This is a genomic window from Psychrobacter sp. S1-30-MNA-CIBAN-0213 (assembly GCF_040309845.1).
Taxonomy (GTDB): Bacteria; Pseudomonadota; Gammaproteobacteria; order Pseudomonadales; family Moraxellaceae; genus Psychrobacter.
Genome location: NZ_JBEOPE010000001.1, coordinates 149455 through 162651, shown reverse-complemented (window position 1 = coordinate 162651; position 13197 = coordinate 149455). Strand labels below are relative to the sequence as shown.

The window sequence follows — 13197 nt, the reverse complement described above, 5'->3', positions numbered from 1 at the left end:
ATCAAACGATAGGTGTTAGGGTGTACTTAATTAGGTATTTAATACTTACAGACTGTGTTAATTAATCTATTACTATCATACAATAAAGAGGTAAGATTAAAACCATACTAAAATAGTGGTGTTTGCAATATTGATATTCGTATATGGCCTATGTATCAGAGAAATTATCATCTAGCACCTTATTTTAGTACTATGATCCTGATGATTTATAACATTTTTTACAGATTTTTATATAACTCACAACTAAAAAAACCAACCATTGTTAAATTTGTGCAGTAGGAAATTAGCTAGCATAACAGAGTGATAAGCGTGCTTGCGACCTATAACATACAACCAAGGAGTTTTATTCATGTCCTATGATAAGGTTATCGTACCAAGAGACGGAGAAAAAATCACCGTAAACGCTGATTTGTCGTTGAATGTCCCTAATAATCCAATCATCCCATTCGTTGAAGGTGATGGTATCGGTGTAGATATCACTCCTGTCATGATAAAAGTAGTTAATGCTGCAGTAGATAAGGCATATCATGGCAAAAAATCAATCATCTGGATGGAGGCTTACTTAGGTGAAAAAGCAGCCAAAATTTACGATGGTGATTACCTGCCAAGTGAAACGCTAGAGATTTTAAAAGACTATGTTATCAGTATTAAAGGCCCATTGACTACGCCTGTTGGCGGCGGCTTTCGCTCGTTGAACGTGGCGGTACGTCAAGAGCTTGATTTATATGTCTGTCAGCGTCCAGTACGTTGGTTTGAAGGCGTACCAAGCCCAGTTCACCATCCGGAGCTAACTGATATGGTTATCTTCCGCGAAAACTCAGAAGATATCTATGCAGGTATTGAGTGGAAAGCGGGCAGTGATGAAGCCAAGAAAATCATCAAATTCTTAAAAGAAGAAATGGGTGTCACGAAGATTCGCTTCTCTGATGACTGTGGTATCGGTATCAAGCCAGTATCAAAAGAAGGCTCTCAGCGCCTAGTGCGTAAGGCCATTCAACATGCTATCGATAATGATTTGCCAAGTGTGACGCTGGTTCACAAAGGTAATATTATGAAGTTCACCGAAGGTGCGTTTAAAGAGTGGGGCTATGAGATAGCCGCAGAGCGTTTCGGTGCTGAGCTATTAGATGGTGGTCCTTGGATGACGATGAAAAACCCAAAAACGGGTAATGATATTATCATCAAAGACGTGATCGCTGATGCGTTCTTACAACAGATTTTGATGCGCCCTGCTGATTACTCAGTAGTCGCAACATTGAACCTGAACGGTGACTATATCTCGGATGCACTAGCAGCTGAGGTTGGTGGTATTGGTATCGCACCGGGAGCTAATAAAGGTGGAGCTGTCTCTGTCTATGAAGCGACTCATGGTACTGCGCCTAAGTATGCTGGCCAGAACAAAGTAAACCCAGGGTCATTAATTCTATCAGCTGAGATGATGTTACGTGATATGGGCTGGGTCGAAGCAGCAGACCTCATTATCGAAGGCATTCAAGGTGCTATCGCTAATAAGACGGTCACTTACGACTTTGAACGCTTGATGCCAGATGCTATCTTGCTTAGTACTTCTGAGTTTGGTAAGGCGATAATTAAGCACATGGATGCATAATCATCGCTTAATCATGAGCTAAAAGCAATTTAATATCAGCTGTTAAAAAAGCCATCTACAATAATGTAGGTGGCTTTTTTTATCGTCGTTTTTAATGCTGTTTTTTCACAATTAGTTTTTACGAAAGTTTTATAACTAGCACAAAAAAACGCCCCAAAGATCTAAGACCTTTGGGGCGTTCTACAGGCTTGATAAGTTAAGGTGCAAATCTACCTAACCTTACCTACATAAGACTAATAACTCTAACAATAAATTATAACGATGCTAAAGTGTCATTGAATAAAGCACTTGGACGCATTACTTGCTTGGCTAATTCTTCATCTGCATAGTAGTAGCCTTTGATGTCTACAGACTTGCCTTGAACCTTACTAAGCTCTTTAACAATTGCGTCTTCATTGTCTTTAAGCTTTTGCGCAAATGGCGTAAATTGCGCTTTTAGTTCGCTATCTTGCTCTTGTGCCGCTAGCTCTTCGGCCCAGTACATGGCTAGATAGAAGTGGCTGCCACGGTTATCTATTTCACCAGTTTTACGTGATGGTGACTTGTCATTTAGCAACAGTTTTTCTGTCGCTTTATCTAGCGTATCTGCCAATACCTTAGCTTTAGCATTGTCATCGTTGCTAGCCAAGTGTTCTAAAGATACCGTCAATGCTAAAAACTCACCTAGTGAATCCCAACGTAAGTGGTTTTCTTCTACTAGCTGCTCAACGTGCTTCGGAGCAGAACCACCTGCGCCCGTTTCAAACAAACCACCGCCTTTCATCAACGGTACGACGGATAGCATCTTGGCACTGGTTCCCAACTCTAAAATTGGGAATAAATCAGTTAGATAGTCACGTAAAATGTTACCTGTCGCAGAGATGGTATCAAGACCACGAGCAACGCGCTCTAAGGTATAACGCATGGCGCGAACCTGTGACATGATTTCAATATGCAGGCCGTCAGTGTCATGATCTTTCAAATAAGTGTTAACTTTTTTGATCAGCTCATTCTCATGTGGACGGTATGGGTCTAACCAAAAGATGACTGGGGTGTCTGATTCACGTGCGCGGCGTACGGCAAGCTTAACCCAATCTTGGATAGGTAAGTCTTTGACTTGACACATGCGCCAGATATCGCCTTTCTCAACACGTTTTTCAAGCAATACTTCATCAGTATCAACGTCAACAATACGTGCAATACCTGCATCGCTAGATTCAAAGGTCTTATCGTGCGAGCCATACTCTTCGGCTTTTTGTGCCATGAGGCCTACGTTAGGAACAGTACCCATAGTAGTTGGGTCAAAGTTACCATGCCATTTACAGAAGTTGATCATCTCTTGATAAATACGGGCAAAGGTAGATTCAGGCATAACGGCTTTACAATCATATAGTTTGCCATCAGCGCCCCACATTTTACCACCATTGCGAATCATAGCAGGCATAGATGCATCGACAATAATGTCGCTTGGTGAATGGAAGTTGGTGATACCTTTTGCAGAATCAACCATGGCCAGACGTGGGCGATGCTCTTGACAAGCATGCAAATCTTGCTCAATCTCTTCACGCTTTGATGCTGGCAATGTTGAGATTTTGTCGTATAGGTCAGCCATACCGTTGTTGACGTTAATGCCTAACTCATCGAAGAAAGCACCATGCTTGTCAAATGCATCTTTATAATAAATTCTGACGGCATGTCCAAACACGATAGGGTGTGACACTTTCATCATAGTTGCTTTTACGTGCAGTGAAAACAAGATGCCAGCTTCGCGGCAATCTTCCATTTCTTGCTCATAAAACTCTAATAATGATTTTTTGCTCATGACCATCAAATCAATGACTTCTTTATCTTGTAGCGCAATTTTAGGCTTCAAGACCTTACTGGTGCCATCATCAAGTAACAAGTCCATACGTACATTACGGGCTTTGTCCAAGGTCATCGATTGTTCGCCATCATAGAAGTCGCCGCCATGCATGTGCGAAACGTGCGTGCTTGACCACTGTTTCCATTCACCCATAGAATGCGGATGTTTGCGAGCATAGTTCTTGACGGCTTTAGGAGCGCGGCGGTCTGAGTTACCCTCACGCAATACGGGGTTAACCGAACTGCCTAGGCTTTTACCATAACGCTTACGTAGCTCTTTTTCTTCGTCAGATTGTGGATCTTCAGGAAAATCAGGTAACGCGAAGCCTTTGCTTTGCAGCTCTTTGATAGCAGCTTTAAGCTGCTGCACAGAAGCACTAATGTTTGGCAGCTTGATAATATTGGTGTTAGGGTCTTGTGTTAGACGACCAAGCTCAGCTAAATTATCTGGAACGCGTTGTTCTTCTGTTAGGTATTCAGGGAATTCAGCCAATACTCGCGCGGCAACAGAGATATCACTGGTTTCAACAGCAATCCCTGCTGTTTTTGTAAAAGCTTCAACAATAGGTAAGAAGGATAGGGTTGCTAGAGCAGGGGCCTCATCAGTTTTGGTATAAATAATCTTTGACATTTATAATTGTTCCTCTAGTCTGTAGTGAATAATAGAGCTTAAATATGACTTAACAAGTCTATGCAATAATGATTATGCGGTTAATTTGAACAAATCGTAGGTAGTCTTAAAACACTTGGAAACTTCTGAAAATCTTCAGTCGCTAACATTCACTAAAATAAGACTTAGAACATACGCTCTAAACTGTTTGAAAGTGAACTGTTGACGGCATATCATAGTGAATCCACTATAAATACGATACGATGTCAATCTTATATAATGAACTAAGTGTACCGTTTTCGCTCATATCCTATGTATCGGAATTATATTAAGCTAATAACAACGTTATTCTACCAGTCATCAGCCTCGATATCATCTTTTCCATTCAAGTACCGCTCTTTAACCCTGTTTTTTAAAGTAAAAGCGATAAAACCGGTATATATATACACATTGCAAATACAATTGACAGACAAACAGCACTTAATATTGTTATTAAATAATAAAACGTCAAGTAAAGTCATCTGCATTTTTGTAGGTGGCTTTTTTATGCTTGGTTGTAAACCATTATGATAAATTATCTATTTGCGATGTTTATTTTATCTGCATTTTTTGCAAATTGTGACAGCAAAATATCTGACGTTTGGTAGGCTAGACGATAAAGAGAAAACAGTGTGAGCCTTATGAATCTACAGTATGCGCTACTTAACGATACCAGTTGGCAGAGTCGAGCCGATTGGCAACTGCCTGATACCCCTTTTATGTCGTTTGCCTTTTGGCAGGCATTGATAGACACCGGTGCGATTGGTGAGCGGGCAGGATGGTTGCCTATCTTCATTTTGGTCTATCGTACAGATGGTGCTGAGAGTGAAGCGTTAGATGATCCAACCACAACAACCACAGCACCAGTGGACATCTCTCAGCCTGTCGCTGTCATGCCAGTCTTTGTAAAAGACCATCATCGTGGCGAATTCGTCTTTGATCACGCATGGGCACAGGCTTATGCGCATTACGGCATCGATTATTACCCGCGTCTGGTGACAAGCTCGCCTTATACACCGATTACCGGTCAGCGATTGTGGTTGGCAGCTGGTGAAACCCTTAATGCCGATATTGTAAAAACTGCGATAGCAGGGGTGGATGATATCGCGCAGCAAGTAGGAGCATCAGGCTGGCATGGGTTGTTTGTGAAGCCAGAATTAGCCAAACTTGCGACGTCATCAATGCCTGCCAATCATATGGTTGATCCAGCGCAAGTAACCAATACTGAAATAGTAGAGCTTACTGCAAACAATCCTATCCTTGAGCGCCAAGGCTGTCAGTTCCTATGGCAAAATGAGGACTTACTGCAAGATGGTCAGCCCTTTGCGGACTTCGATGCGTTCTTAATGACATTGACTGCTAAAAAACGTAAAAATATTCGCGCTGAGCGTAGGAAGGTTGCTGCACAAGAAATTTACTGTGTTCGTAAGTGCGGAGATGAGATTACTGATGCGGATTGGAAGGCGTTTTATCATTGCTATGTGATGACCTATGCCGTTCGCGGACAGCAGCCATATCTAAAAGAAGCGTTTTTTATGGCATTAGCAAAAGAGATGTCGGAGTATCTTTTTTTGGCGCAAGCTTATGATAGTAATGATAAGATTATTGCCAGTAGTTTGTTCTTATATGACAAACCTCATAGCGAAAATGCGACTTTATATGGTCGTTATTGGGGAGCGCTTGGCGAGTATGATAGCTTGCATTTTGAGCTGTGCTATTATCAAGGCATTGAGTTTGCCATTGAGCAGGGTCTGAAAAATTTTGATCCAGGTACTCAAGGCGAGCACAAATTAATACGGGGTTTTATTCCAACCAAAACGCATTCTTTGCACCGTATTTATGATCCGCGTTTTGTACCAGCGATTGCAGACTTCTGTACAAAAGATCGACTACAAATGACGCGATATCGCCAGCAAGCACATGATGCATTACCATTTAATATTGATAATATGCCCAAGTTTATTGATCATGATCAATAAGGTTTGATAATCATGATCAATATTGGTTTTTCTTTTCTAACCTCTCACATTTAGTCACTTATGCCCAGTCACTCCTTTGATTATTCCAATACTTTGATACCACCAATTGAGCTACTATCGTGGCTCAATGCCGAAGGCTCTTTGACTGCAATGCTCGAAGAAAGGGCAGGACAGCCATTACGCGTAGAGCGTAGTTTTGAAGGCTATCGTCAGCTTACGTTACGTCAAAAGCAGCAACTAGGTCTACATCGCTCAGCACTTAATCGTCCGATGCTAGCATGGGTACGTGAAGTTCAGCTGTATGGTAATGATGACAGGCCTTGGGTACAGGCGCAAAGTGTCTTTCCTTTATCAAGTCTAAAAGGACACGCGCGCCGTCTACAGCAACTAAAAGGTACTCCTATCGGCTACGTTCTATTCAAACGTAGTCGAACCTTACCTAATAAGCGTTTTGTCTGCTTCACCGAAGATGGTTGGCAACGCCAAACACGTTATAATTGGTATGGACGCAAGTTACTTATCAGCGAGACCTTTTTACCAGCATTTTTGTCCGGTGATGCTTAATTTTTTTAGTACAAACTATTTTGCCCAATGGGAAATGTCTTATTCTAAGATAAGCAAAAATAATCTATATAGTGTATATTTTGAACAAAAGTCGTTAGTTTTTAGATATAGGGTAAATAACACTTGTTTGGTAATTTATAGTTATGTTATAAATACAATTCAGTAACATTTTATACTTATCTTAACATTAGGAACTTTTTATGGCGCCCTCATCAAACACGTCGTTATCTTTTTTTTCAAAATCTATTATCCTATTAACAGTAGGTACATCCATGCTTGGTTTATCTATTAGTGCTAATGCTGGATTTTTAGATAGTATTTATGAAGTGCAGCAAACTATTAATTCAATCGGAAAGACGGCTGACATGCTCAGAGGGAGTAAGCAGGCGGTTACTGACCTAGGTGAAGAGGTCGGTTTCAATGATCAAGGGGCTCAAAACGATCAATATAGCCAGAATAACCAAAACAGCATAGGGCAACTCAGCTCTGGCACAGTTTTATCTGGTAAATTAAAAACGACTAAACTACATTCGCAAGCAAATAAAGCTTCAAACTCGGTCGCTATTTTATCTCAGCAGGATATTATGATATACATGGGTGCTGAGCAAAATGGCTATTATCATGTACAGAGTGATAAAGGCGAAGGTTGGGTGTCAAAGCCGTTAGTCAGCATGCAGTAACAAAGTAGATTATTAAAAAAATTTCTTCAGGGATAATGTTTATCCATAGATTAAAAGCAGTCATCTTCGGATGATTGCTTTTTTTGTTTATCAAGAATTATTAACCATTTAGTATCTAGAAAAATAAGTAAAACAGTTATTTCGTTGGCAATTTATGCCCGTTATAAAGGCGTTTAATTCATTCAGCTTAAGGCAAGGTTTTTTTGCGCTCATAACGTGAAATTTCATGTTACACTTGGTCATAGCGATACTCTGAATGCAGAAGCACATCAAAACTATTGCTGATACCGAGACGCCGATTCTAGGCGTCTTCCTTCTACTAGCTCCCCTCTAAAAATAGTCAATATATAGGACATTAATATGTTTAAAGATATATCTATCAAGGATTATGATCCAGAACTTTCTAAAGCCATGGAAGCTGAAAGCGTGCGTCAAGAAAACCACATTGAGCTTATTGCATCAGAGAACTATTGCTCGCAAGCAGTGATGGAAGCACAAGGCACAGATCTAACCAACAAATATGCTGAAGGCTATCCAGGCAAGCGTTATTATGGTGGCTGTGAGCACGTTGATATCGTTGAGCAATTGGCTATTGATCGCGCAAAAGAATTGTTCGGTGCCGAGTATGTAAACGTACAGCCGCATTCAGGTAGCCAAGCAAACTCAGCGGTATTTTTAGCATTACTTGATGCCAACGATACGGTACTAGGAATGAGTCTAGATGCGGGTGGTCACTTGACTCATGGCGCGCATATCAACTTCTCAGGCCTTAACTATAATGCCGTACAATATGGCCTAGTTGAAGAAACAGGTCTGATCGATTATGACGAAGTTGAGCGTTTGGCAAAAGAGCATAAGCCTAAAATGATTATTGCTGGTTTTTCAGCGTATTCACAAGTGGTTGATTGGGCGCGTTTCCGTGAAATCGCCGACGAAGTAGGTGCGTACTTACTGGTAGATATGGCACACGTTGCAGGTCTTATCGCTGGTGGCGTTTACCCAAGCCCAGTACCGTTTGCTGATGTAGTGACTACTACAACCCACAAAACCTTACGTGGCCCGCGTTCAGGTATGATCTTGGCACGTGATGAGAAGCTTGCGAAAAAGCTCAATTCTGCTGTATTCCCAGGCAACCAAGGTGGCCCGTTGATGCATGTAATCGCTGCTAAAGCGATCTGCTTTAAAGAAGCCTTGGAAGATAACTTCAAAACTTACCAGCAGCAAGTCGTTAAAAACGCCCAAGCAATGGCTAAAGTCATCCAAGAGCGTGGTTATGAAATCATCTCTGGTGGTACTGAAAACCATCTGATGCTTATCAGCTTAGTTAAGCAAGAAATGACTGGTAAAGAAGCGGACAAATGGCTTGGCGATGCACATATCACTGTGAATAAAAACGCCGTACCAAATGATCCAAAATCTCCGTTCGTCACTTCTGGTATCCGTATTGGTACTCCAGCAATTACTACTCGCGGCTTTAACGAAGCACAAGCTAGTGATTTAGCTGGTTGGATCTGCGATGTCCTAGACAGCCGTGGTGATGAAAAAGTCCTTGCTGAAATACGTGGCAAAGTAGAAGCTATCTGTAAAGAGCTGCCAGTTTACGAAAAAAACCAGTAAACTTTAAATAAATAAAATCAGATAATATAAAAACCGCTTAGCTTTTGCTAGGCGGTTTTTTTGTTTTCTTAAGCAATTAGATCTGATGCTATTACACTCTTAACTTACATAAACGGCAACTTCGTAAATATCTGCAATATCGTAGCGTTGACGATATCAACGAAGAAAGCACCAACCATTGGCACAATCAAAAACGCTTTAGGTGATGGCAAGTAGCGATCGGTGACTGCCTGCATATTGGCAATCGCAGTCGGCGTTGCGCCCATACCAAAACCACAATGTCCTGCTGATAACACAGCTGCATCATAGTTTTTGCCCATTACTTTGAACGTTATAAAGTAGACATACACAATCATAATCGCTGTCTGCACCAGCAAGATAATTAATACAGGACCCGCTAGATCAGTCAACTGCCAAAGTTTTAATGACAGCAATGCCATCGCTAAGAATAGACTCAAAGAAGCGTTACCAAACACATCAATGGAGCGGTCGAACATATCAAAATCAAACACCATCGTTAACACATTACGGATAATGACACCGCCTGCCAGTGCCCAAACGAAGGTGGGTAACTCAAACCAAGTATCTGCTGCAACGAGTGTCATGGCATCTGCAAATGCCAATGCACCAGCAAATAGCGCCAAGGTCTCAATGGTAGAGGAGGCAGTAATAAAGCGCATACTGTCAGGTCTTTCAAAGATTTCTTTATTGCTATGCGCTGAATCTTCATCATGTTTGGTACTGTACAATGACTGCGCACCAGCGACCTTTTCGATGTCGCTAGGATTTGGATTGGCTGGTGTTGGTTTTAGACCAAGCCTTTGAATCAAGCGCCGCGCAACAGGACCACCAACGATACCACCTGCTACCAAACCATAGGTTGCAACCGCGATACCAAGCGTCGTCGCTCCAACCACGCCATAATCTTCTTCTAAAGTAATGCCCCAAGCACCTGCTGTGCCGTGTCCTCCGGTAAGAGCAATAGAACCTGTTACTAATCCGAGTAGAGGATCAAGTCCCAATGCGCTTGCCATGGCCACGCCAACGACATCTTGCAAGACAATAAAAACTGATACCACAATAGTGAAAATTAATAACGGCGAACCACCCGCTTTAAGCCTACCAAAGTCAGCACTGAGTCCAATAGAGGCAAAGAACATGAGCATAGTTGCCGTCTGCAAACCTTGATGAAAGTTAAAGGTATATCCCCAAAAGATATTCAAAATATAGACAACAATTGCAGCAACCAAGCCACCAGCAACTGGCTCTGGAATGTTAAAGTCTTCTAAAAACTTAATTCTCTTAACCAAAAAGCGTCCCAGCAGTAGCACTAAGGTGGCTAATATCAATGTGTAATAGCCGTTTAAAGTAATTTCCATACGTTAATCCTTTCTCTAAATATTAATTAACCTGAATCCGGGATAAATATGGCTTTATCTCGAAATCAGGTTTTTGTGATAATTAGCGACTAGTCCTTATCTTCGGACGACATAATTTCGGACGAAACAATCACCCACAATTGCGGCTTACCAAAATCTTTGTAGGCATCTTCAATAATGCTTTTAAAAACGTTAAAGTCTTCAGTATTGATGGTTTCTGTCTTAGTTAAACTGAGCTGTAAATGAGTGACATCACTATCCGTCAAGCAGTCCCAAGCACTGTCCCAATTATGGGCAAAGTAGCTAGGAAAATCGCACGCTTTGTCTAAGCTGGTTAAGAGATTTTCTTTATCAAGCACTTTACCGATGGGGATGTTAACAGCCTGCTCAGGAATGCTGTCACTAAGTGTTGTACCGTTTTGGTTAATATAATAAATGGCTTGGCTCATATTAATTTACCTCCAATTTTCGAAAGCTATCGTAGTGGTCGACGGTCAAATAATATATGGTTGGAGGATTACCACCAGTGACAATGCGCCGCGCCCCGCGATGAGAAACCCCAGGCGTAGGTACGGTATATTCACGGTAGTAGCCTTGGGACTGCGCGGGTAGTCTGCCTTCTCGATTATAAAAAGTAGTACCGTCCTTATTAGGATATGGAAAAGGTCCACCTTGTTGAATAAGCGCGATGGTTTGGTCTATCTGAGGGTCGCCAGTTATGCCACGTGCCTTTGATTGGCTCGTTTCCGATGAGGTTTGTGATATAGAGGTCGGTTGGACGCTATCTGTAAAGAAAGTAGACTTTAAATCTGCAAAGAAATAAACAGCGATTGCAATGATAGTTATCAAACTAAATAGGGTAGATAGCGAGCTTTTCTTATCTTGGCTACTACGATGGTGGTTGCGATTGCTATGATTGTTTCGATTATTCTGACTATTGTGAAAGCCATTATTTTGACCGATATTACTTGACGAGCGCGTGGGGTAATCTGAATCTGCGCTTTCCTTAAGGCTTAATGAAACATCAGTGACTTCAGTGGCACGTAATTGATTTTTATCGTTACGTTCACTATTGAAATAGACTCTTTGACCTACGGTGATTGGTTGCGACAACTTCACTTTACTAACATGAAAAAACACGTCTTCACTTTGATTATCTACGTCGATAAAGCCATAGCCTTTATCTTGTTTCCAGTGTTTGATTTCGCCACTTTGCATGCGTATGTCGTCCTGTAAGCTTCCTGTTTTTATAACTAATAAAAAACGCCAGCAATTAGGCTGACGTTTTTTGTGGATTATACTTTAGGTTAAGCTACAAATGGTAGGTTAAAGCATAATAAGTTAGGCGCGGGTCTCACCATGTCCATAGACGATCCATTTTTGTGAGGTCAAACCTTCAAGACCTACAGGACCACGCGCATGAATCTTGTCGGTTGAGATGCCAATCTCTGCACCCAAACCATATTCAAAGCCATCAGCAAATCGGCTAGAGGCATTAATCATCACGCTAGCTGAGTCTACTTCACGGATAAAGCGCTGCGACTTAGTATAGTTATCAGTGATAATGACATCGGTATGATGGCTGCCATGGGTGTTGATATGTTCAATCGCTTCATCAAGGCCTGCCACGATTTTAATCGCTAAAATAGGTGCTAGATATTCGGTATCCCAATCCTCATCTGTCGCTGCTGATAAATGTCCATCAAGCTTAGCGTTGTCATTTAAGATAGCTTGCGACTTATCATCAAGACGCAGTTGCATAGCGTCATCAGCTTGGATAATAGCTTCAGCGATCTGTGGTAGTAGCTCATCTGCAACTGCTTCATCGACCAGCAATGTCTCCATCGTATTGCAAGTACCGTAACGATGGGTTTTAGCGTTGACGCTGACTTCGATGGCGATATTAGGCTTGGCATCGCTATCAATAAAGGTATGACAGTTACCGTCTAAATGTTTGATAACTGGAACTTTAGCGTCATTACTGATACGTGCAATCAAACTTTTACCACCACGCGGTACAATTACATCTACATACTCTGTCATGGTGATAAGCTCGCCAACCGCAGCGCGATCTGTCGTTTGTAGTACTTGGACACTATGTTCAGATAGACCCACATTTTTTAGGCCTTGGTAAATACACTTAGCAATTGCTTGATTAGATTCGAATGCCTCTGAGCCACCACGCAAAATAATAGCGTTGCCAGATTTTAGGGCAAGAGATGCCGCTTCTAAAGTAACGTTTGGACGTGATTCATAAATCATGCCGACTACGCCAAGTGGCACACGCATTTTACCTAAGTGAATACCTGATGGACGAAAGGTCATGTCAGTCACTTCGCCAATAGGGTCAGGTAGGGTAGAGACGTCTTTAAGACCTTGTAGCATACCCTCAAACCGAGCGTCGTTTAGCTCTAAACGATCCAGTAGGGCAGCATCAAGGTCATTTTTTTGACCATTGTCCATATCAATTTGATTGGCGGATAAAATATCTTGTTTGGCATCAACTAATACATCATGAATCGCCATAAGTGCTGAATTTTTATCGCCAGTATTAGCAGCGGCAAGAGCACGAGATGCTGCACGGGCTTGTTTGCCAACTTGTTGCATGTAAGCGGTGATATCTGTGGTATTTGGTTGACTCATAGATCATTTTCCTTATATCTGTGGATAGAAGTTATTGTTCGTCATAATAATAGGTTATACAAAATAAACATGCCAAAGAAGGCAAAAGTGCACAAAGAAGCGCTAATAATGGGTGAAAAGGTAAGTTTTATCACTGTTACAGCGTTATGCTATTTAACATAGAGGAGTTACAGTCGATAGTAAAGACGAATTTGTGAACAATATCTGCTTCTAACCTATAGTTACTGGCTTTTAA

10 protein-coding genes are annotated in these 13197 nt (G+C 41.5%); 5 read left to right on the top strand and 5 right to left on the bottom strand.

Going from position 1 to position 13197, the window contains the following annotated elements; genetic code table 11:
* Positions 1–349 precede the first annotated feature (349 nt).
* Positions 350–1609 carry an NADP-dependent isocitrate dehydrogenase gene (gene icd, locus AAEY87_RS00660; protein WP_068034238.1) on the top strand — a complete coding sequence of 420 codons (1260 nt, stop codon included), beginning with the start codon at positions 350–352 and terminating at the stop codon, positions 1607–1609.
* 253 nt (positions 1610–1862) lie between these two features.
* Here icd and AAEY87_RS00655 read toward each other — a convergent pair whose 3' ends face one another.
* Entirely contained in the window at positions 1863–4082 is a 2220-nt protein-coding gene (locus AAEY87_RS00655; RefSeq protein ID WP_068034240.1) for an NADP-dependent isocitrate dehydrogenase, read from the bottom strand.
* Positions 4083–4741: 659 nt separating this feature from the next.
* Here AAEY87_RS00655 and AAEY87_RS00650 point away from each other — a divergent pair.
* The 4 genes from AAEY87_RS00650 (at position 4742) to glyA (ending at position 8940) form a co-directional block, all read left to right on the top strand.
* The gene (locus AAEY87_RS00650) at positions 4742–6079 is read left to right on the top strand and encodes a GNAT family N-acetyltransferase (RefSeq protein ID WP_350655703.1); all 1338 of its coding nucleotides are present in this window, start codon (positions 4742–4744) and stop codon (positions 6077–6079) included.
* Between the two features lie 60 nt (positions 6080–6139).
* Positions 6140–6643, top strand: coding sequence for a chorismate--pyruvate lyase family protein (locus AAEY87_RS00645; RefSeq protein WP_350655494.1), 504 nt, complete (start codon positions 6140–6142; stop codon positions 6641–6643).
* A 200-nt stretch (positions 6644–6843) separates the two neighbouring features.
* A complete protein-coding gene (locus AAEY87_RS00640; RefSeq protein ID WP_350655492.1) occupies positions 6844–7323 on the top strand; it encodes a hypothetical protein in 480 nt (159 codons plus the stop codon).
* 360 nt (positions 7324–7683) lie between these two features.
* Positions 7684–8940 (top strand): serine hydroxymethyltransferase, encoded by a 1257-nt coding sequence (glyA, locus tag AAEY87_RS00635; protein ID WP_068325766.1) that lies wholly within the window; start codon positions 7684–7686, stop codon positions 8938–8940.
* A gap of 104 nt (positions 8941–9044) precedes the next feature.
* Here glyA and gltS read toward each other — a convergent pair whose 3' ends face one another.
* From gltS to AAEY87_RS00615, 4 genes are all read right to left on the bottom strand, one after another.
* A complete protein-coding gene (gltS, locus tag AAEY87_RS00630; protein ID WP_068034247.1) occupies positions 9045–10319 on the bottom strand; it encodes a sodium/glutamate symporter in 1275 nt (424 codons plus the stop codon).
* 89 nt (positions 10320–10408) lie between these two features.
* Complete coding sequence (locus tag AAEY87_RS00625) at positions 10409–10768, bottom strand: barstar family protein (RefSeq protein ID WP_350655490.1); 360 nt, start codon at positions 10766–10768, stop codon at positions 10409–10411.
* A 1-nt stretch (position 10769) separates the two neighbouring features.
* Positions 10770–11537, bottom strand: coding sequence for a ribonuclease domain-containing protein (locus tag AAEY87_RS00620; protein WP_350655489.1), 768 nt, complete (start codon positions 11535–11537; stop codon positions 10770–10772).
* Between the two features lie 123 nt (positions 11538–11660).
* Positions 11661–12962, bottom strand: coding sequence for a glutamate-5-semialdehyde dehydrogenase (locus tag AAEY87_RS00615; RefSeq protein WP_350655488.1), 1302 nt, complete (start codon positions 12960–12962; stop codon positions 11661–11663).
* Positions 12963–13197 lie beyond the last annotated feature (235 nt).